Source organism: Enterococcus faecalis (assembly GCF_029024925.1).
Taxonomy (GTDB): domain Bacteria; phylum Bacillota; class Bacilli; order Lactobacillales; family Enterococcaceae; genus Enterococcus; species Enterococcus faecalis.
The window spans coordinates 1,782,057-1,804,591 of record NZ_CP118962.1; the positions used below are offsets into that span (position 1 = coordinate 1,782,057).

Below are 22,535 nucleotides of genomic sequence, written 5' to 3' on the forward strand. Positions count from 1 at the left end.
GAGGTGAAACTATGGCGAAACTAAATTGGTCCAAAAAATACAAATATGTTTTTTCGTACTCAAACAAAAAAGGAACTTTTTGGGGATATCGCTATCCTTATTACAACTCTCTAAAACACCGAAAAGAAGCTAGCAAACGTGGATTTGAAAGTGAAAGAGCGGCGAATAAAGCATTGCTAAAAATCCAATATGATTTAGAAACACAAAATACTTCCTTCATCGAAAATAAACAACTCACCATAGATGAATGGATCAAAGTCTGGATACCTTACGCCCAAGACAATTGGAGTGTTTCAACAAAACAAAATATTGAATCTGCTATCAAATTTCACATATCACCATTAATTGGAAATCAGAAACTATCTTCTTTAAATAAGATTACCTATAAGCGAGAATTTATTGACAAATTAAGACAAGAAAACAAATATACAGAATCCACGATTCAAACGTGGCATAAAATTGTAATGAGGATGATTAACGCTGCGGTACACAATCAAATCATCCCTAGCAACACGCTAACAGGCTTTAAATTTGATTTAAGTAATAATGTTCGTTCATTCTCTAAAAAGGAATTACAGCGATTTATAGCGGTTTTAGAAAACGAAGATATTCAAACGCAAGTTATATTTTTGACTCTGCTAAAATCTGGAATGAGAAAAGGTGAATTGATGGGGCTGCGTTGGAGTGATATTGATTTAAACGAAAAATATTTCGATATCAATTCTACACGTGGCGATTATGGTGAAAATAAGCCGAAAACAAAAACTAGTATTCGTAAAGTTTATTTTGACAACTCATTACTCACTTTAATAAAAAAATACAAAAATCATGAGAAAGAACGGCTTTTTAGAGAAGGGATAATTTTAAGCGATAAGGACTATTTTATTTTAAGTTCTCGAAATTTACCTATCAAACAATCAAGAATTACGTATATGTTTCGCCTGTTATGTGAAAAAGCAGAAGTTCAAAACATAACCGTACACGGCCTAAGACATACCCATGCAACGTTTTTAATTGAAGCAGGAGCAAACATTAAGTACGTTTCAACTCGGTTAGGACACAAGAATATTAATATAACTTTGGATGTTTATAGCGATGTGCTAAAAGAAGAAGAAAAAGAAACAGCTGATATGATGGATAAACTTATTGAGAACTTGTGATTTGTGGTAAATCTGTGGCAAAAACACTCAAAACCATTGATATATAAACGCTCTACCACTCCCCATCTGAAATTGTAAAATAAGTTGCTGTTTCTTTTCAGTCCAAGTAAAAATATATTTCACTAAACGGCCATTGTTCCCTGACGAATGAAGAAAACTGAGTTTACTTGGGCCACTCACTGTCATTTTTTCAGGTACAGCTAGCGAAGTCCTTCGAGCTGGTTGGTTCAATTTATCAGGAAATGAAAAGCTTTGTTGTTCTTCAAAAAACCAAACTTCTTGTGTTTCCTCTAAAACAATTGCTTGCTGTTGCGCAAAACGAAGTTGTTTTTCTACCGTAGCAAGAAACTGTTCAATTTTTAATGTTTCTTGCCAGCGGTGAATAGCGAGTGTTGGGAGCATAGTCATAAAGCAAACAATCGTTAAACTAGCAAGTGTTTCCATTAATGTGAATCCTGCTGACTTGTTCATTGCTTTTCTGCTGTATATTTATCTAACTGCTCTTTAGTAATGTAGCCTTCGTTGACTAATTCATTTAAGGAAGGCGTCTTATTTTTTTCTAGTGTGTAGAGCTCGATTTGTGATTCTACAATTTTTACGATTGCTTCATTGCCTTTTTTGTCAACTGTTTCTTTATGTTTCGCTAAGTTAGGGACAAAAAGTAAAATCAATACGGAAATAATCAATAAGACAATCAACATTTCTAATAATGTAAACCCCGCGTATTTTTGTTTCTTTTTCATTATAAAACTCCTTCCATATTGCCATAAATAGGCAGCAACATTGCCCCATAAACACCGATAATTAAACAAGCAATTATGATAAAAATAAGTGGTTGAACGAGAGTAATGACTCGTTCAATTTTTTTGAAAAAACCTTGGAAACAGACATTACTATAAACCATCAACTCCTTGCCTAATTTTCCTTTTACTTCTCCTTGTTGAATCATTAAACCCAATGCTTTTGTAAAAAAAGGATAAGCAGCTAATTGTCTATGTAAGGTTTCACCAACTAGCAGTCCTTCACTAATTGCTCCAGCTAATTCTTTCATTAAGGGGTAATTGGTTGTATGGCGCATCAAATCGATGACCTCTTTCATTTCTAATCCTTGTGCAAGCAACTTCCCCCATTCTAGTGCAAAAAAAGCACTGACGTATTCCCGATAAAGGCCACGGATAATTGGCAGTTTCAGATATACGAAGGCCCGCTGAATAGCAGACTGATGCTTCAAATAACGGTTTAAAATGAAGAAACTAAATGAGAGGACAAAAACTAAGGTAACCAGAATGTATGGACTGTAAACAATCAGAAGAATCCCAATATTTTTAGAATAACTATTGGCATCATTTTCCATTAATTGGGGCAATAAAAATTGCCGAATACCAACAATGACGAGAATCAAAAAAGCAATCAGGAGCAGCGGATAACTAATTATTTTATAGAACTGTTGCCGATATTTTTCCGTTTGAAAAAAATGTTCGGAAATCGCTTGTAGTGTCCCTACCAAATCCCCGTGTGCAGTAGCAAACGACAATTGTGCCGAGACCATTGTTGAAAATCCTAATTCTTCGACTAAAGCTTGTAAGGCAATGCCTGAGGAAAAGCCTTCAACTAAAAAAGTTATACTGCGCTGAGGTAAGGTGTTTGATTTTTTCATGAAGGAAAAACTTTCTTGTATATTAAAACCATTTGCAAGCAAATCCGCTAATAGTTTCAGAAAAAGCTGCTGTTGTTTTTTCGTTAATTTATTCGATGGCTTGAAAATACGTTTTTTCTGTAATAAACCCATACGCCCACGCCTTTCTTAGATTCTTTTGCCAACTACTCTTTATAACGGCTTCCTTAAAGAAGAAATAATCATAAAGAATTCCCGCTACTTGTTCCTTATTAATCGTGGTTGTCAAAATCTGTTGATAAATGATACCTTGCAAGCATTCAGCCAATTCATGCTCTGGGCCACCTAATTCTATCAAACGCCGTTGCACCCCCAATAAGTTACGGGCGTGAATTGTCGCAAAAATAGTATGACCCGTTAAGGCGGCTCGAATAACTGCTTGAGCCGTCTCGCCATCACGAATTTCACCAATAATCAAAATATCAGGATGATGGCGTAAGCAAACTTTGATTAAGGCTTCATAAGTTAACTGAATTTTTTCATTTGTTTGCAACTGTAAAAACCGCTTTTCCTCAATTTCAACAGGATCCTCAATCGCTATCACTTGTTGTTCGCCACTTCTTTGTTTAGCCACACGATACATGGTTGTTGTTTTCCCAGAACCAACTGGCCCACTGAATAAATAAAGTCCTCGTTTCTGACAAGATGCTTCAATTTCATTCAGCTGGTGGGGAAAGAAAAAATGTTCAGCTTGTTCACCAAATCGGTGCAAAAAACGAATTACCAAGCTCTCTCGATTCTGAAAATCTCCCACAGATGATAAACGCAAGCGTTGCTTCGTCTCGCCAATTAGATAAGTTGTCGCGCCTAATTGTGCTTTTCGTCTTTCTCCGACATCCATGCCGCCTATAAATTTAAAGTGGAAAATTAACTTTTCGCCTATTTCTGCGGAAACTTGTGTGTAAAGTGTCCGTTGCATCCCTGTCCGAAAAGAGATGGCTATTTCGGTATCATTGGGTAAAAAATAAACGTCTTGCGCCCCATGAAGGACGCCCCATTCAATTAATTGATGAGCCAATTTTTTTACATTTTCAGTCATTCATTTCCTCCTCTCACTAATAAACTACGCATTTATTTTATGATTTCAGCAAAAAAAGAACCTTCACCATTAAGATGAAGGTTCTTTTTTTGAAGTTTGCGCTGTCCATCTATCTTCCCCAAAATAGTGGAACTCCTAGACACTTAGTATTATACTAAAAAAATCTTGCGTTTAGTTTTCAAAAATTTCTCTGAATCACAAAATTTTTGAGAAAAACTATGATAATCCGATTGGATCGTTTACGTTTTTGGCTTCGTTTTTTGTTTATTAACTAAATAAACTGGAATTCCTAGAAGCGTAATCCCTATACCAATCAATGCTAGAATAGGCTGTGTAATACTCGTTGTAACCAAGATGAAGATACCACCTAGACTTGCGATAATTGGAATAATTGGATAGCCAGGAACTTTATACGGTCGTTTTAATTCAGGTTCTCGTTTTCTTAAAATAAAAACAGCTAAGAAAATTAATAGATTAAACAGCCACATAACAAAAACTAACATATCCGTCAATAAATCGAAGGTTCCGAAAAACATCATGATAATGGCTACAGCTAACTGGAAAATTCCAGCAACGTAAGGAACAACAAAGCGTTTAGACAACTTTTGAAACTGACGACTAAAAGGCATCAGATTATCTAAGGCTAAGGCATAAGGAATCCGAATCCCTGTCATTGTGTAGCCGTTTAACGCACCATATACAGAGATTAAAATCCCAATAGTTACGATTTTGCCGCCAATTGGTCCAAAAATAGCCACAGAAGCATCCGAAGCTGCATTCAAATTCCCAGCGATTTGCTCAATTGGTAATGTTTTTAGAAACACAAAATTAATTAAGGCATAAATTAAAGTAATCAATAACAAACCAAAAATAATGGCTTTAGGCAAGTCTCTTTCTGGTCGCTTCATTTCACCAGCCACGTTACCCACACCCAGCCATCCATCATAAGCAAACATGGTGGCGACTAAGGCGCCACTAAAAGCAACTAAAAAGCCAGTATTCGCTGTTGTTTCAACAGGAAAAAGTGAAACAGCTACCTGTCCGGGAGTAAATAATCCTACTAAAGAAATCAAGGCAATTGGAATCAGTTTTACCACCAATGTCGTTGATTGGACCAAAGAAGCAATTTTTGTTCCTAATAAATTAATTATTGTGATACTGGTTCCCGCAAGAATGGCAATTGGAATCAATAAATTTGCCGATAAATGAAACAAATTGATTAGTTGTGTACTAAAAATAATGGATAACGCCGAAATGTTGGCAGGATAATAAATGATACTTTGTGCCCACCCTAAAAGAAAACCAGCTAATTTACCATATGTATATTCAATATACTTCACTGCGCCACCTGTTTCAGGGATTGCTGTAGCAAGTTCGGCACTGGTTAATCCTGCACAAATGGTTAAGGCACCACCTAACACCCAAGCAAAGATAGCTAAACTAGCTGACTGTGCGTGTCCAACGACACTCGCAGCTTTAAAGAAAACACCAGCGCCAATCACCGTACCCATTACCGTGGATAACGCACCAAACGTTGTTATCTCTCTTTTTAATTGCTTTTTCTCCATAGACTCCCTCATTTCATTTAAACTAAACAAGCGTAACAAAATTTCACTTTCTTGAAAAGATAACGAAAATAATAGCTGTTTTCATGAAAAATTCTGTGACGATCTCTTTTCAGTATAGCTATTTCTTTTAGAATTTCAAGTTTGAAAACCACAAAAAGAAAATTTGTCATAAAAGTTTTAGAGCATTCATCTTTTGTTTATAAACAAGAATTGAAAAACCGACGATTTTTTATTAAATAAACGAAAAATCGAATCAAAAAGAAACCTTTCTGATCCGATTTTAACTATGTTATTGGTTTTTGACTTTTTCTTTTTTCATTTGTTTACTGCGTAATTGTCCGCAAGCCGCATCAATATCTGTTCCGTGTTCTTTACGAATAACACAATTGATGCCATTCTTTTTGAGTACATCATAAAATTTTAAAACCGCTTCTTTAGAGCTTCGGCTATATTGATCGTGTTCACTCACCGGGTTATACGGAATCAGATTAACATAAGAAAGTTTTTTCTTATTCCGTAGTAAATCTGCTAATTGTTGAGCATGTTCTGGTCGGTCGTTCACTTGACTCAACATAATATATTCAAATGTAACACGTCGGTTGGTTTTTTCAATGTATTCATCAATTGCTGCCATTAATTTTTCAATTGGAAAACTACGATTAATCCGCATAATTGATGTACGAACTTCGTTGTTAGGAGCATGTAATGAGATTGCTAAGTTTACTTGTAGTCCACTGTCTGCAAATTCACGAATTTTTGGCACTAAACCACTTGTTGAAACTGTAATATGGCGGGCACCAATGGCCAAACCTTTATCATCATTAATCGTTCGTAAAAAGTTCATGACATTGGCATAATTATCAAATGGTTCACCAATTCCCATCACAACGACATGGCTAACACGTTCATCCAACCCACGTTCATCGAAATAATGTTGCACCCACATAATTTGGGCAACAATCTCGCCAGCAGTTAAATCTCTTTGTTTTTTTAATAGCCCACTAGCACAAAATGTACACCCAATATTGCAGCCAACTTGAGTGGTCACACAAACAGATAATCCATATTCTTGACGCATCAAGACTGTTTCAATCATATTTTTATCTGGTAATTCAAATAAATATTTCACGGTACCATCTTGCGCTTCTTGCACAATGACTTGTTTTAATGGATTTAATGAAAAATTTTCTTCTAATAAAGTCATCAACGATTTAGAAATGTTCGACATTTCACTAAATGAAGCAACACGTTTTGTATACAACCATTCCCACACTTGTGTTGCGCGAAATTTCTTCTCGCCATGGGCTAAAAACCAGTCCACAAGCTGTTCTCTCGTCAGTCCATAAATGGATTCTTTCTGCATTTCTTTTCCTCATTTCTGCTATTACATTCGCTTCATAACTATAACGTATTCTCACTTTGAATGCAATATCACGAAGAACATCAAAAAAAATCGTTAAGCGTGCATGCTTAACGATTTTTTATAATTAATCTTTCACTAAGTGATAAACTTTTTTGAAGTAGAACGTTCTAGCAATTAAATAGTAAACGACCTGAATCAATAAGAAAACGCCTAAAACTTGCCAGCCAGCTAATTGCATTGGCTGATCTAACACGGCATACATTGCTTTCAAAGCAACAGCTCCATGAATAAATGAAACAACAATTGGGGTAAAGAATAAAATACCTACTTGTTGGTAAATCATTTTCTTCAATTCTTTTTTCGTCAAGCCAAGTTTGTAAATCATCTTGAATTTTTCAACGTCCGTATTCATATCACTATATAAACGGAAGTATAAGAAACTACCCGCCGAAACAAAGAACACGATACCGATAAATAGTCCGACAAAAAGAACTGGCGTATAATATTGCGTAATGGCTGCCGACATTGCAGCTGTTCCTACTAACATGGGATACTTGTCACCAATAATATTTTCTGCTTTTATCAATTCTTCACGATTGGTTCCTGCTTTGGGCTGCCAAATTGTTTCTGTTTCCGCTTTGATTCCATCTGTTGAGGTACTATCTGGGATAACAACCACACCGCCAAAAGTCGGTAATACATTGGTTTCTTCTGTTTTATCAATGTTTAAAACTTGATCATTTGCCAATTGAACAGATTTGACATCTACTGATGCAGCAGAAGGAGCATCTTTTTGTGATAAATTAACTACTTTCTCACCTGTTAAAGTTGGTTCATCTATAAATTTTGCGAGTTTATTATATTCAGATGTTTTGATTAATTGGATACCGGCACTTGTTTTGTACATTGTGTAATCAATCTGATCAAACTGAATATTTTTTTCTTGGAATGTTTTTGTCGCAAATTGTTTCATTTCTTGATTTTCTGGGTTGGTCGAATCAGACAATGTCAGTTCGTACGGTACAGAACTTATTCCTTTAAAAATCATCTCATTCACGCCGTATAACGTTCCAATGGCAGCAAAAGCAACCGTTGATATCACCGAAACCAAGAAGAACGAACGTGCATTATCTTTCATGCGGAATGCTAAATCTGATAAAACGACCATATTGGTTTTTTTCCAAAAGATTTTTGGTTTCCGTTTTAAACGTTCAATGACAGAAACACTCAATTGGTCAAATAAGAATTTTGTCCCTAAAATAACTAAGAAAATTACTGGGAACATCACCATTAAAACTAACTGTCCCTTAGCAACTAAAGCAATTCCGTAACCGACAACTAAAAGCAACACGGCTAAGAAAGATTTAACTTTAGAGCTTTTGATTTCACCTTTACCCATTTCTCCTGCTTTTAATAGCTCTTGAAGTGTCGCTTTTGGCAAGCGGAATTGAATAAAGAAAGAAATTACTAAGAACAAGACCGCAAATGAAATGACAGTAATGATAAACGGCATCACTGGCAAATAAAAACCTAAACCTAGATGCATCAATAAATTGCTAATCCATAAAATAAACTGTGAAAATCCAACACCTAAAATGCTACCAAAAATTGTAGCAAAGAAACCAATCACTAAGTTTTCAATAAAAATCATTTTCTTTAACTGTTTTGGACTCATCCCTTGAATCATCAAGGTTCCAAACTCTTTTTTCCGAGATTGGATAAAGACATCCATCGAGTATAAAACGAATAAGAAAGAGAAACCATAGATTATAATAGCCGCAGCCGTCATTCCCATTTGTGCTTTAGGATTTAAACCATTAGCTAAGGCTGGGTGAAAGACAAAACCAGTGAACGTAAAAAAGATCATCACAGAAAACATTGTACTTAGGAAATAAGCCAAGTATAAATGCTTATTTCGAATCGTGTTTCTTATAACAAACTGATTAAAATTCATTATCGACACCTTCAATCTCAGCCAGTTTCACCATGATTAAATCGTAGAACTCTTTTTGATTGCCATTTTGGACAATTTCATCAATTAATTCACCATCTTTAATAAAGACGATGCGCTTGCAATAACTTGCGGCTAGCGGATCATGGGTTACCATTAAAATAGTCGCCGCTTCTTCTTCGTTTAATTGTTGTAACAAGCCCATCACATCCTTAGATGATTTCGTATCTAAGTTTCCTGTTGGTTCATCAGCCAATAATAATTGTGGATGATGAATCATTGCCCGAGCAACGGCGACCCGTTGTGCTTGTCCACCAGAAATTTCTGCAATTCGTTTTTTCAACAAATGATTGATACCTAAACGCTCACTTAATTCTGCTAATTGTCGTTTCATTACAGAGACTTTTTCTCCATCAAGCGTCAATGGCAAAATAATATTTTCTTCAACAGTTAATGTTGGCATTAAATTAAAGCTTTGAAAAACAAATCCTAATTCTGTACGACGGAATTTAGCAATTTGTTCTTGATTCAAATTGTTTGGATTTTTTCCATTTAAAAGTATTTCACCGTCTGTTGGACTATCGATTGTTGCCAATAAATTTAAAAGTGTACTTTTCCCACTTCCAGAAGGTCCCATAATACCAATAAATTCACCATCTTGGACAGTTAAATTAATCCCTTTTAAAGCTTCATATTTAATTTCGTTTCCGTAAACTTTTTTCAAATTTTGTACTTCTAACATATTTTCCACTCCTATTCTTCTCACTCATTTAGTGTATCGAAAACGAAAAAAAACAACAATAGAAAAGAATAACAATGAACTTACATTAATGTAAGTGCACTGTTATTCTTTTAAAAGTTATGCTTCATATTCAATCACATAAGGATGAATCTTCGTATTATAAATAGCTTCTGAATATTCTACGCAACGACCTGTTGGGCTTAACGAACGCCGAATTCTTTTTAAGCCCGTTGTTTCAGTTGTTTGCAACATCTTTTGCTCTGCTTCTGTCAAAGTTGCAACTTCAAAACGGTCTTCAAATTTATAAATTTCAATGGCATGGCGATCCATCAAACGATACAAGGATTCTTCTTTGTATTCAGTCAATGATACGTCTTTCATGGCAGCTGGCAAATAGTAATTAAAATAAATATAGGGTTGTTCATCGATTAGATATAACCGTGAAAGGTGAACCACTTCTTCTCCTAAAAATTGATAAGCCGGCATCTCTTTTGACAACGTCAAGTTTTCAACTTGTAAAACTTTTTTAGTGACTTTCTGACCTGATTCATTCAAAAATTCAGTGAATGTCCCTGCTTTTGATAGTTTATTATAGGGACGATTGCTTAACACAGTTGTGCCTCGGCCACTTTTTTTCTCAACAAATTCTTCCGTTGCTAACATTTCGATTGCCCGCCGAATCGTAATTTTACTAACGTTAAACATCTCTTCCAATTCTGTTTCTGTTGGTAAAAACGTTCCTACTGGATACTTGCCACTCAAAATATCTTCTTTAATCTGATCTGCTACTTCTAAATAAAGCACGCTCTTTCTTCTCATGATACGCTCCCTCCCAACCGCACTATTCCTTTCTATTTTACCAGAAAATGATGATTATAACATGATGCTTTGCTGAAATTATAAAAAAAGAACAAAAATAGATAAATTTATCTATTTTTGTTCTTTTTGTTTATTGTTCTGGCGTCTCAGGTGCTGCCTCTTCTGATTCCGCTTGTAGAAAGACTTTTCTTGGTTTACTACCTTCTGATGGTCCAATAACTCCGTGTGCTTCCAATTCATCTACTAAGCGAGCCGCACGATTATAGCCAATTCTAAAACGTCTTTGTAGCAACGAAATACTAGCTGTCTGCATTTCAACCACCAAGTTTTTCGCTTCTTCAAACAACTCATCTTGAGGAGCTTCGCCACCGCCTGAAGTGGTCGGTTCATCTGTTGGCATCATGCTTTCTTGATATTCAGCTTCTTGTTGGTCCGTTACAAACGCAACCACTCGTTCGACTTCTTGATCAGAGATAAAGGCCCCTTGGATACGAATTGGTTTATTTTCTCCCATTGGTAAGAAGAGCATATCGCCTCGACCTAATAGTTTCTCCGCCCCGTTAGTATCAATAATGGTACGCGAGTCTGTCCCACTTGAGACTGCAAAAGCCATTCGAGAAGGGACATTTGCTTTGATGATTCCTGTAATGACATCCACACTTGGCCGTTGTGTCGCTAAAATCATATGAATGCCCGCTGCCCGTGCCATTTGGGCTAAGCGGATAATCGCATCTTCTACTTCGTTACTTGCCACCATCATTAAATCAGCTAACTCATCAACAATGACAACAATAAATGGCAGAATCGGACGATTTTCGCCATCTTCCGCATTTTTCTGTTGAATTAGTTGATTGTAACCAGTGATATTTCGGACGCCTGTTGCTGCAAATTTTTCATAACGAAATTCCATTTCTTGAACTACTTTTTGCAGGGCTTGGGCCGCTTTTCTCGGATTAGTAACCACTGGCGTTAATAAATGAGGAATCCCGTTATACACATTCAATTCTACCATTTTCGGGTCAATCATCATTAATTTTACTTCATGGGGTTTCGCTTGCATCAAAATACCTGTGATGATGCCATTGATAGCAACCGATTTCCCACTCCCTGTCGATCCCGCAATTAATAAATGCGGCATTTTTGATAGATCCGCAGTTTGAACCATCCCTGAAATATCTCGACCTAAAGGTACTTCTAATAGTTTATCTGGATGACTTGGTTGTGCCTCAACAATATCTCTAAAGGATACTGTACTAATTGCACTATTAGGAACTTCAATCCCGATTAGTGATTTGCCAGGGATTGGGGCCTCCATACGAACATCTTTGGCCGCAAGCGCTAAAGCAATGTCATCCGTCAAGTTAACAATTTTGCTAACTTTTACCCCAACAGCGGGTTGAACTTCAAATTTTGTGACAGATGGTCCTAAACTAGCTTTGACTACTTTAGCATCAACACCAAAACTCTTGAAGGTTTGTTCTAAGACGCCAATATTTTTTTCGATTTTTTCATATTCACCACTTTGATCCGTTGCTTGAATTGTATCTAACAAATCAGTTGGTGGTAGTTGATAATCACGATCTTCCGCTTCTTCAGAAATTTCAAATTCGAGAACACCAGCTTCATCTGCCGCCTCTTCTTCCTGCTCTCGTTGCGGTTTTGTTGCTGCAATTGGTGGTACAGGCATCGCCTGATTTTGCTGTTGAAACGAATCAATTTGAACAGGCGTTGGTGCGGCCGGTTCTTCCATCATTGGTTGGTGGGTTTCAACAGGTGTTTTTGTTAAGCGCTCGGCTGCCGCTTGTTCCATGCGTTCCCGCTTTTGTAATTTTTGTTGGGCAGCGGCTTCAATTTTTGCTTGGCGTTCTGCAGCTTTGGCTTCTTTCTTCGCTGCTCGCTTCGCCTCTTTTTCTTCTTGTCGCGCCTGTGATTTTGCCGAAACATGACTTAGGCGATCTTGAATACTTTGGAAATGATCAACAATTTGCTGAAAATCCCACATACTCATCAAGAAAATACCCGCTAACAGTAGCAATGTAGCAATTAAATAGCTGCCAAATTGTGCCACCAAAAAGTACGTTCCTTGATAAAGCAGCGCGCCAATCATACCGCCCCCTACGTTTTGCGTCACTTGGTTGGCTTTTAGATCGCTTTGCAAAAACTCCCAAGTGTTACCTAAAATATCTGGTTGACTGCCACTAACATTTCGAAACATAAAGGCATGGAAAAATAACAAAACACTAATATAAATCAGAACAGCCCCAAAAATAGGGCGCCCTCTTTTTAACGGAAAATCTTTCCCATAAATCATGACTAATAAGCCATACAGGATTAGTAAAATCGCTGCAAATGGAAAGGTATTACCTACAACTAAGCGTAAACAATTCGCTAATAACGTGCCTAAAAACCCTAAGCGAAAGAGTCCAAAGACACCGAATAAAATAAAAATCAGGCCAAGAAACATATAATTTAAACGTTCTTGTTGTTGCTGTTGTTTTTTGGTCTTTTTCTTTGTCGTACTTTTTTTCTTATTTGTTGCTCTTTTTTGTGCCATTTAACTTCCCTCTTTCCATCACTTCTCATTATACATAAAAATGGAATCGAACAAAAGTGCCCACCTCATTTTACTTGAAAAATCATAGAAATTTTTTAAAAACTTTCATTTAAGAAAAATGAGCGTGGGACAAAAATCACTTTGGATTTTTGCTCCACGCTCAAAAACTGATAAACGGCGGGAACAGAACCAACTCCTTCGGAAATAAGCCGAAATTCTCCAAAAATTAAAGAGCAATTTTCGGAAATTTCTTCTTATTTCTCGGAGCTAAACGGTTCTGTCCCGACCTCATTATTTCTTATTTTGCTGATTCTTAATGGTATAAGTCGAAACGACCTTTAGCCATCATTTCTTTGGTACCACCTGTTTCAAAGAGCGCTTTGTTCATGATAATTTTTTTCATGAATGAAGCTGGGTATCCTTTAATGTCTGTTTTACCAACAATTCCTAAAGCACGTGTATTTCCGACAGAACAAACAGAACCTTGTGATTTAAAGCTGAAAGGTTTAGTTGCTTCCCCTTTCAATTGTGCTTGAATATTTTTAGCAGCATGAGCGCCCATCTTCAAGGCGATTTGTGCTGTTGTTGGGTAAGGTCGATTGGTTTCTGTATCCATAACTGCTGAGCAGTCACCAATAATATAGACGTTGCTATGGTTCGCATCTGTTAAATCTGGTTGAACCATGACACGACCACGACGAGCTTCAAAGCCAGAATCGCCTACAACGTGGCTTCCACTAACACCCGTTGTCCAAATAATTGTTTTAGCAGAAAGTTCTGCCAAGTCGCCTGCTTCGTTATCTTGATAAACAACTGCGCTTGGTTTGATTTCTTTAATCGGTTTACCTAATAATAAATGAATAGCTGAATCTTTTAATAATTGCACACCATAGTTCGCAAGTTTTTCGTTAAACATCGGCAATAGGCGAGTAACTGCTTCGACACAATAAATTTGGATTTGATCTGCTGAGACACCTGCGATTTCAGCAAATTTTGGTTTATTTTCAACAAGAGAACCTAATAATTCAATCCCTGTAAAGCCTGCTCCACAGACAACAATTTTTAAGAATTCTTCGTTTTGAGTTGCTTTGTATTGACGCATTTGTTCTTGGATATGTTCATACACGTTTAAAGCCGTTTTCACATCTACCATTTGTAGAGCATGTTCTTGCACACCAGGGATACCAAATGATTCTGATTCAAACCCAAGAGAAACAACTAAGTAATCATAATTGATTGTTTGACCATCTTCTAAAGCAACTGTTTGTGTTGCAGCATCAATTGTTTTAACTGTTCCTTGGATAAAGGTGGTCATTTTTTCATCGACAACATCCATAATATTGTATGTGATTTTTTCAGCTGGTTGTGTTCCAGCAGCAACTTCATGCAAGTCCGTTGCTTCGTAGTGATAGTTGTTACGATCAACTAAAGTAATTTCGACGTCTTTGGCGCCTTTTTGTAATTCGCGTAATGTTTTTAAGCCTGCGTAACCAGCACCTAAAATAACAACATGTTTCTTATTCATTTTGATTCCCTTCCACTCTATAAAAAATTTACAGCCACCACAAACCTATGGCAAAAAATAGCACTTGTGCAGTTGCTCCCACAGCTAAGATCTTCACAGCACAAACAAATGTTTTACTCTTCACTTGTTCCTTCAGTAAGGCTTGGGTTTGTTTCCGTACAAAAGGTAAAGTTAAAAGCATGAGTAACATTGTTGGCGGGGTTAATCCTAAACCGACAGCTAACAAAATGGCTAACATTGCTATTGTATTTAATCCGACGAATAATTTCAAAGAACTTGCTTTGCCAAGGTAATGAACTAATGTATATCTCTTGTTATTTTCATCTTCCTCTAAGTCACAGATATTATTTGCTAACATTAAGTTAGCAATGTAACAAGTATTAGGTAAAGCGACTAAGAAAATCCCCCATAAATTAGCTGCTGACCAATTGAAAACTTCAAACGTATTAATGTAGACACAAATAAGAGTAATCATGAACCCCATTGTAAATCCTGAGAAAACTTCCCCTAATGGTAGACTGGACAAAGGTTTCGGTCCTGATGAATAAAAAATACCAATTAAGTAACAATAAAGACCCATAATTAATAACGGCCAGCCAACAATAAATGACAACCCAATCCCCATTAAAGCAGAAACGAGAATCATCCAAAAAATCATTTTGCGTATTAATGGCAAAGATAAATTTTCTCGACCGATAATATTCGTTTTTTCCTTATAATCATGAACTTCTGTAGCATGATGGTAATCATTATAATTATCTAAAATATCGACCGCCATATTAAAAATAAACATCGCAATGAAAAAAATTAAAACATAACCAACATGGAGCCGCCCATATTGGTACCAACTAAAACAAATTCCTAACAAAAATGGCAAAACACTCGCTGTTTTTGCTTTTAATTCTACTAATTCAAAAAATATTTCTCGATTCAAACTATCCCTCCGCTACTTTTTTACAAACTTTGTTACTTTTAAAACTTAATTACTGTATTTCTGTCGCCAATTCGTATACAATCAAATAGTATTGAACCACTGAAAGGATCGTAGTATATTTATGAACACATTTTGGAAGTCGTTTCCTGACGTTGAACGTTCTTTAACGGAAACATGTGAATTAATTGAACAAACGTTGCATACACGCAACGAAGACATTGAAGAAGCCTTAGTAACTTTGGCTCGTTCTGGCGGCAAATTATTACGCCCCGCTTTTTTCTTTCTTTTTGCTCAACTGGGTGATGAAGAAAAACAAGAGAAACAACAACTATTAAAAATAGCTGCATCTTTGGAAATCCTACATATGGCTACGTTGATTCACGATGACATTATTGACGATTCTCCATTGCGCCGAGGCGCTGTGACTATTCAATCACAATATGGTAAAGACGTGGCTGTTTACACAGGTGATTTACTATTCACTGAATTCTTTACTTTGATTGCAGATGCCATGAATGGCTCTGAATTTATGAAAATCAATGCACAAGGAATGAAACGGTTATTACTTGGTGAACTCGATCAAATGAGTCATCGATTTGACCGCCGCATGTCGATTCCTGCTTATTTAAGAAGTGTCAACGGCAAAACAGCCGAACTTTTTTCACTAAGCTGTCTTGAAGGGGCCTATTTCGGTCATAGTTCAAAAGAAGTCCAACGTTTAGCTAAACGAATTGGCCGTCATATTGGCATTGCTTTTCAAGTCTATGACGATATTTTAGATTATACTGCCGACACGGAAACCTTGAAAAAGCCCGCTTTAGAAGACTTGTCACAAGGTGTTTATACGTTACCCCTTCTCTTCGCTTACCAAGCAGCACCTGACGTATTCAGCCCTTATTTGGATAAAGGACGCGCCATTACCTTAGAAGAAGCAGCTGAAGTTGCGGCGCTAGTCAACGACTATCATGGCGTTACAGAAGCACAAGCTTTTGCTAAAAAAGTAACCAACAAAGCAATCACTGATATTCAACAATTGCCTGATGGCACAGCAAAAGAAACCTTACTTTCCTTAACTGAGCTCTTATTACATCGTTCATTTTAAACGTTTTATGGAAGAATTGCCATTAATTGAAATAGAAAAACGACTGATTGTTTGCTTTAATCAACAACCAGTCGTTTTTTTATTCCTCGAAAGAACTAATGCCACGATCAATTCGGTAAAGTTTTTGATAATGCGCATTGGTTGCAAGTAATTCTTCTGGTGTACCACTCATCTCTAATTGGCCATCTTCAATAAAGATCACTTGATCCATCAAAGTTACGCCTTGCAAATGGTGGGTAATCCAGATGACGGTTTTATCTTTTAATGCCTCAAAAAAGGTTTCCAGCAATTGCTGTTCTGTAATTGGATCTAAACCAGTAGTTGGTTCGTCTAATAACACAATTGGTGTATCTTGCAAAAGAATCCGTGCTAGCGCCAAGCGATGTCGTTCGCCACCAGAGAAACGCAAACCTGCTTCATCCACCATTGTTTGTAAACCTTCTGGTAATTGGGCAACCATTTCTTTTAAGCCAACTTTTTCTAAAACCGCCCAAACTTCTGCTTCGCTCGCTTCTTCTCTACCAATCCGAATATTATTTAAAATGGTTGTTCGAAATAGGTACGGCGCTTGGTGCATAACCCCAATATATTCAGTCATCGTCTCACCAAATGCCTCAGTTGGGATGTTTCCTAAAAGGATTTCTCCCGAAGTAGGTCGTAAATCACCACGAATGAGCGAAGCCAACGTACTCTTTCCGGAACCACTGCGCCCTAAAATCGCTAATTTTTGTTTTTCAGGAATTGTTAACGATAAGTCATTTAATACCTTTTTCTCTTGATTTTCATATGCAAAAGACAAATGTTCTATCGATAAACTGGTGCCATTTGGCTGAACAGGCGCTTCTGTTGAGTCATCTTCCCCTTCAGGAAGCTCATTAAAACGACGAATGGAATCCTTATAAATCGTTGTTTCCTGTGCTGCAGCAGGAAGCGGAGCAAAAGCATCAATTAACGGAAACACGGTTAAAACAAAGGCACCAATCCAATTGGCTGCGCCCCCATGATTACCTGGAAACCGCACACTAGTCCAAGCTAAGACAGCAATCGCAATCACACCGAACAGAAGTTGTAAAACAAAGTCTCGGCCACGGTTAAATTGCTTCATTTTTTCATCTAATGCACGAACGTTTGCTTCATCTGTTTCATAACGAGCAACGAATTCAGCACCTCGTTGGCTAAACACCCAATCAGACACACCTAGAATATTGTCGGTTAGTGTTTGATATAACTCATTTTTGGCATATTTATGTTTTTCTTGACGCGCACCATTCACTAGAACTGAAACAAGTGGTAATAGAAAAACAACCACTCCTAACATCAGTAACATGCATAAAGCAAACCACCAAGAAAAGAAACCTAACGCAATCACTAAAAAGATATACAAAATCCAAGCAATAACAGTTGGGAAAATCGTTCGTAAATACAAGTTTTGGATATGATTAATATCCTCCGAAAGCAAACCTAAGATATCCCCAGTGCGATATTTTGTCTTAAAGAAAATCGCATCTTTTTCTAGCACATTATAAAGTTTCAAGCGCAGATCAGAGGTCATTTTTAACACCCAGTTATGACTCGTTAGACGCTCCACATAACGAAAAACAGGACGGCCAATCCCAAATGCTCTTGTTAAAACAATGGGAATATAAATTAATAAAATATTCTCTGGTAAGGAAGCCGCACGACTGATTAAGTAACCAGACGTAAACATTAATGCCCCTGCGCTAAAGAACGTCAAGAAGCCTAAAAGTAAGGCAAAATACAAGGTTTTTTTATAGCGTTTTAAAAAAGGACGAACCCATTGATCGTTTTTCCAAACGTCTTTCGTTGTCGGCTGTTTTTCCATCATTGGCGTCCTCCTCTCATTTGCTTCATTAATTGAACATAGTAGCCATCTTTTTCAATCAACTCTGCTAGCGTTCCTTGTTCCACTAATTGACCTTTTTCCATCACTAAAATGTAATCCATTTCTTCCATCCAATGCAGACGATGTGTCGCAAAGAAGACAAGATGATTGTTCATTAATGGCAACATGCGCTCTTTCATTTCAACTTCTGTTTCAATATCCAAATGCGCTGTCGGCTCATCAAACAGCAAGACGTGGCGTTTTTGATCAACAAAGGCGCGGGCCAACGCTACTCGTTGCGCTTGTCCCCCACTTAACATTCGACCGCTTTCCCCAATCAAGGTATGAATTCCTTCGGGAAGATCTTTAACCAGCTCGTCTAAGCCAACTAACTGAATCGCTTGCTGAATCGCCTCATCTGTTGCTTCAGGTGTATAAAAGCGAATATTGTTTGCCAAAGTATCTTGGAAAATATATGGCGCTTGCGGAATATAAAGGATTTGCTTTTGCCAGTCTTTTTGTAAAAAATGTGGAATCGTTTGACCATTTATCGCCAATTGACTCGTTTCTTCTGTTGGTAATAAAAAGCCACTTAATAAATTAATTAACGTTGACTTACCAGAACCACTCGCCCCGATAATTCCAATCTTTTTGCGACCATCAACAGAGAATTGCAACGATTGAATTGCTTCTTGCGTTGCATCTTCATAGGAAAAATTTAACGCGGTGACTGACAACTGACTTTCTTGATGCCAATCATCTAACGTGAGCACATCGGTCTGTTCTGCTTCTGGCAATGCTAATACCGCTTGGATCGCTTGAAAAGAGTTTTTTCCATCTAAGGTTGCGTGATAATCACTTGAAAAATCACGAATCGGTAAAAAGAACTCGGGTGCTAAAATTAAAGTAACCAAGGCAGGAAATAATAAAATCGTGCCGTTTAATAAACTTAATCCAAGGAAAACTGCCACAACAGCTACCGATAATGTCGTAAAAAAGTCTAACGCAAAAGTTGATAAAATAGCAATTTTCAACGTACTCATGGTCGCTTTTCTGAATCGTTCACTTGTATGGTAAATACTCCCAGCATATTTTTTACTCAACCCAAACAGTTTCAGTGTGTCAATCCCTCGCAAGGAATCAATAAAATGATTGGAAAGCATTTGAAACGCCGCATATTGCTTGTCCGCTTTACTTTGTGCTGCATAACCTAACACAATCATAAAAATAATAATAATCGGAAAAACAATCAGCAATGTTACGCCTGAACGAATATCTTGTGTAAAAACAAAGGCCAAAATAATCCAAGGAATAATCATCATATTCATCATTTTTGTCAAAATCAATTGTAAATAATTTTCGGTTTGACTGATGCCTTCTAAAGCCATGGTAACCATATTTCCAGTCCCATTTTTTTGAACAACATTTGGCCCCAAACGGAAAATTTTAGTTAATAATTGTTCGCGTAATTCTTTCGAGCGTTCATAACTAAATGTATCGAGCATTCTCTCACGAAAATACGTAATAACATGTCGACCAAGATAAAAAATAAAAAAGAGTAAAATACTCTGTAGTTGTTGGTTAAGATGCCCGCCACTCCAAAGGCCGACAATGGCTTTTGAAAGAAAAAAAGCTTGCCCAATTATAAAGACTGCTTGCAGGAAAGAAAAACCTGCAAGCAAGACAAGAATTTTTTTGATTTTAGGCATCTGTAAGATGTCTTTATCAATCATAGATTTAATACCCCTCTGGTACGGCTGTCTGTGAAATACGTTTTCTGAAAATATAATAGGACCAAGCAGTATAAGCTAACACGAATGGTAAAATACTTAAAGAAATCCACGTCATAATTTTTAGTGTATATGGTGTGCTTGTTGCATCTTTAATCAACAAATCAAAACCTTCACTACCAATCATAACACGTGGGAACAAGCCACTGAACAAGAGAGCAACTAGTACAACTAATGTTAAACCACTCGCTAGAAAAGCTAACATCTCTTTGCGTTTAAACACCCCAACATTAGCAATGACCGTTAAGACCACAATTGCTAACGTTAAAATTAAAGTGACCGCAAAGTTCTTTTCATAAAAGTCCGTTTTGAAGTACATCAACACTGCAAAAACAACTAAACCGACATATAAAACGCCGTATAAGATTTCTGCATAATTTCGAGCACGTTCGCGAATTGGGCCTTCTGTTTTTAAAGCAATATAGTTCATGCCGTGTAAGTAGCAAAGTAATGTTAAGGCTACTCCACCAACAATTGAAAACAGATTAAAATAATCCGTAAATTGCGCATGCATATTGCCGTTTGCATCTAAAGGCATCCCTTGGACTAAGCTGATAAACAAAATACCAAAGAAGAACGGTACAAGGAAACTACCAATTGATAGCGTCCAGTTCCACATCCGACGACGTTTACCTTCCGGCATGTTGTGGCGGAATTCAAAGGAAACTCCGCGAATAATTAAGCCAAATAAAATCGTAAATAGAATTAAATAGTAGCCACTAAATAATGAAGCATACCAATATGGGAAAGAGGCAAACATTGCGCCGCCCGCTGTTAATAGCCAAACTTCGTTTCCGTCCCAAACAGGTCCAATTGTTGCAACGACTTGATCTTTTTCGTCGTCATTGTGTGCCAACGTTTGAACGGCCATTCCAACACCAAAGTCAAATCCTTCTAAGAAGAAGAAACCTGAGAACAAGACGCCGATAAGGACAAACCATAATAATTGTAGTGTACTCATTCGCCAAATACCCCCTTATCAAATGGATCCAACGCTGGTTCATTTTCTTTCGCTAATTTTTTCGCTTCATAGTCTGGTCCTTTACGTAATTCTAAAATGACCAAGTAAACCATGACACTACCTAAACCAGCAAATAACAAGAAATAAATGACATTTGACGTAATTAATGAAGCAACCGATACATTTGGTGAAACACTTTGTTCAATCGTAAATAATCCATAGACAGTCCACGGATAACGACCTAATTCAGTGACTAACCAACCTGTTGTATTGGCAAGGAATGGTGCGAATGTACATAAAGCAACAATCCACAGCATCCATTTCTTCTCGTACAGCGATGGTTTTTTCTTCCTTGTAAAGAATAGTCCTAAGGCAGCAACCAATAACATTAAGGCACCAAAACCAGCCATGATACGGAAGCTCCAGAATAAAGTGTTAACTGGTGGATAATAATTTTTATCATCCCCATATTTTTCTACCAAACGCTTGTTGACTGTATCCATTCCATCAACCGAACCTGATAATTTGTTATACGATAAAATACTTAGCATATATGGAATATCGATACCAAAAACTTGTTTATGTTCTCGTTCATCTGCCCAAGCAATCAATGTCCAAGCAGCAGGATCATCAGAGTCTTCATAGGCCCCCTCCATCGCCGCAAATTTCATTGGTTGTCCTTCAATTAGAGCTTTCATTTGCAAGTCGCCAGCTAATAAAACGCCGATTGAACCGAACAAAGTAACCCATAAGCCAATGCGCATAGATGCTTTGTGGAATGAAATATCCCGTTTTTTCAACAATTGGAAAGCAGCCATACCAGCTACTGCCATGCCGCCCAATGTAAAGGCACCCATGATAACGTGTGAAAATTCATACCAAACTTTTGGATTGCTGATGACAGCTACAAAGTCCACCATTTCAGCACGGCCATTATTGATGACATAACCTACTGGATGTTGCATAAAACTATTGGCAACTAAAATCCAGAAAGCAGACATCATTGAACCGAATACGACCAACCAGATAAACGTTACGTGAACTTTTGGATTCATTTTATCCCAAGTAAAGATCCACAAACCTAAGAATGTTGACTCTAAGAAGAAAGCTAAGAGCGCTTCTACCGCCAACGGTGCCCCAAAAATATCTCCGACGAATCGAGAATAATCAGACCAGTTCATCCCAAACTGAAATTCTTGAATAATCCCGGTTACAACCCCAACAGCGAAGCTTAATAGGAATATATTTCCCCAAAACTTGGCCATTTTACGATAACGTTCCTCTTTTTTCACAACGTACATTGTTTCCATAATTGCTACAACAAGTGCTAATCCTATTGAAAACGGTACGAAGAAAAAGTGGAAAACTGTTGTCATCGCAAATTGGATTCTCGCCAATGTTACAATATCAAACATATTATTTCCTCCCTGATTTGCCTCCACACAAAGAAACAAGCTTACCTGAATTGTTCATTTCCATTAGCGATGACTCCTTTTATCTACGAAACTA

Annotated in this window: 18 protein-coding genes; 2 read left to right on the top strand and 16 right to left on the bottom strand. The window is 37.1% G+C overall.

Features of this window, described 5'->3' with window-relative positions:
• Positions 1-11: 11 nt before the first annotated feature.
• Positions 12-1,160, top strand: coding sequence for a tyrosine-type recombinase/integrase (locus tag PYW42_RS08850; protein ID WP_002389015.1), 1,149 nt, complete (start codon positions 12-14; stop codon positions 1,158-1,160).
• 27 nt (positions 1,161-1,187) lie between these two features.
• Here PYW42_RS08850 and comGD read toward each other — a convergent pair whose 3' ends face one another.
• The 12 genes from comGD to PYW42_RS08910 all read right to left on the bottom strand — a co-directional run bounded on the left by comGD (position 1,188) and on the right by PYW42_RS08910 (position 15,330).
• A complete protein-coding gene (gene comGD / locus PYW42_RS08855; protein ID WP_025189135.1) occupies positions 1,188-1,631 on the bottom strand; it encodes a competence type IV pilus minor pilin ComGD in 444 nt (147 codons plus the stop codon).
• On the bottom strand, positions 1,628-1,903 hold the full coding sequence (gene comGC / locus PYW42_RS08860; RefSeq protein ID WP_002356991.1) for a competence type IV pilus major pilin ComGC: 276 nt from the start codon (positions 1,901-1,903) through the stop codon (positions 1,628-1,630). Before comGC ends, comGD begins: the two co-directional genes overlap by 4 nt.
• Positions 1,903-2,949, bottom strand: coding sequence for a competence type IV pilus assembly protein ComGB (comGB, locus tag PYW42_RS08865; RefSeq protein WP_002401325.1), 1,047 nt, complete (start codon positions 2,947-2,949; stop codon positions 1,903-1,905). The genes comGC and comGB overlap by 1 nt, the downstream gene beginning before the upstream one ends.
• Positions 2,906-3,874 (bottom strand): competence type IV pilus ATPase ComGA, encoded by a 969-nt coding sequence (gene comGA, locus PYW42_RS08870; RefSeq protein WP_002401324.1) that lies wholly within the window; start codon positions 3,872-3,874, stop codon positions 2,906-2,908. The genes comGB and comGA overlap by 44 nt, the downstream gene beginning before the upstream one ends.
• A 239-nt stretch (positions 3,875-4,113) precedes the next feature.
• Positions 4,114-5,442, bottom strand: coding sequence for an APC family permease (locus tag PYW42_RS08875; RefSeq protein WP_002362058.1), 1,329 nt, complete (start codon positions 5,440-5,442; stop codon positions 4,114-4,116).
• Between the two features lie 289 nt (positions 5,443-5,731).
• A complete protein-coding gene (gene rlmN, locus PYW42_RS08880) occupies positions 5,732-6,805 on the bottom strand; it encodes a dual-specificity RNA methyltransferase RlmN (protein ID WP_002356987.1) in 1,074 nt (357 codons plus the stop codon).
• 124 nt (positions 6,806-6,929) lie between these two features.
• Positions 6,930-8,759 carry an ABC transporter permease gene (locus PYW42_RS08885; protein ID WP_002391458.1) on the bottom strand — a complete coding sequence of 610 codons (1,830 nt, stop codon included), beginning with the start codon at positions 8,757-8,759 and terminating at the stop codon, positions 6,930-6,932.
• Positions 8,749-9,498, bottom strand: coding sequence for an ABC transporter ATP-binding protein (locus PYW42_RS08890; protein WP_002381711.1), 750 nt, complete (start codon positions 9,496-9,498; stop codon positions 8,749-8,751). Before PYW42_RS08890 ends, PYW42_RS08885 begins: the two co-directional genes overlap by 11 nt.
• Positions 9,499-9,615: 117 nt before the next feature.
• Positions 9,616-10,317 carry a GntR family transcriptional regulator gene (locus tag PYW42_RS08895; RefSeq protein WP_002356983.1) on the bottom strand — a complete coding sequence of 234 codons (702 nt, stop codon included), beginning with the start codon at positions 10,315-10,317 and terminating at the stop codon, positions 9,616-9,618.
• Between the two features lie 130 nt (positions 10,318-10,447).
• The gene (locus PYW42_RS08900; RefSeq protein ID WP_002411391.1) at positions 10,448-12,871 is read right to left on the bottom strand and encodes a DNA translocase FtsK; all 2,424 of its coding nucleotides are present in this window, start codon (positions 12,869-12,871) and stop codon (positions 10,448-10,450) included.
• A gap of 313 nt (positions 12,872-13,184) precedes the next feature.
• Complete coding sequence (locus PYW42_RS08905) at positions 13,185-14,396, bottom strand: NAD(P)/FAD-dependent oxidoreductase (protein ID WP_002411392.1); 1,212 nt, start codon at positions 14,394-14,396, stop codon at positions 13,185-13,187.
• Positions 14,397-14,424: 28 nt separating this feature from the next.
• Positions 14,425-15,330, bottom strand: a complete 906-nt coding sequence (locus PYW42_RS08910) for a prenyltransferase (RefSeq protein WP_002360016.1) — start codon at positions 15,328-15,330, stop codon at positions 14,425-14,427.
• A 121-nt stretch (positions 15,331-15,451) separates the two neighbouring features.
• Here PYW42_RS08910 and PYW42_RS08915 point away from each other — a divergent pair, with 121 nt between their 5' ends.
• Entirely contained in the window at positions 15,452-16,432 is a 981-nt protein-coding gene (locus PYW42_RS08915) for a polyprenyl synthetase family protein (protein ID WP_002360015.1), read from the top strand.
• Between the two features lie 79 nt (positions 16,433-16,511).
• Here the strand turns inward: PYW42_RS08915 and cydC are convergent, their stop codons facing one another.
• The 4 genes from cydC to PYW42_RS08935 are packed head-to-tail and all read right to left on the bottom strand — an operon-like array spanning position 16,512 to position 22,441.
• Positions 16,512-18,278, bottom strand: coding sequence for a thiol reductant ABC exporter subunit CydC (gene cydC / locus PYW42_RS08920; protein ID WP_002411395.1), 1,767 nt, complete (start codon positions 18,276-18,278; stop codon positions 16,512-16,514).
• Positions 18,275-20,008: a thiol reductant ABC exporter subunit CydD gene (cydD, locus tag PYW42_RS08925; protein WP_002364369.1), complete on the bottom strand. Its 1,734-nt coding sequence runs from the start codon at positions 20,006-20,008 to the stop codon at positions 18,275-18,277. The genes cydC and cydD overlap by 4 nt, the downstream gene beginning before the upstream one ends.
• 4 nt (positions 20,009-20,012) lie before the next feature.
• The gene (cydB, locus tag PYW42_RS08930; protein ID WP_002356976.1) at positions 20,013-21,026 is read right to left on the bottom strand and encodes a cytochrome d ubiquinol oxidase subunit II; all 1,014 of its coding nucleotides are present in this window, start codon (positions 21,024-21,026) and stop codon (positions 20,013-20,015) included.
• Complete coding sequence (locus tag PYW42_RS08935; RefSeq protein ID WP_002356974.1) at positions 21,023-22,441, bottom strand: cytochrome ubiquinol oxidase subunit I; 1,419 nt, start codon at positions 22,439-22,441, stop codon at positions 21,023-21,025. The genes cydB and PYW42_RS08935 overlap by 4 nt, the downstream gene beginning before the upstream one ends.
• Positions 22,442-22,535 lie beyond the last annotated feature (94 nt).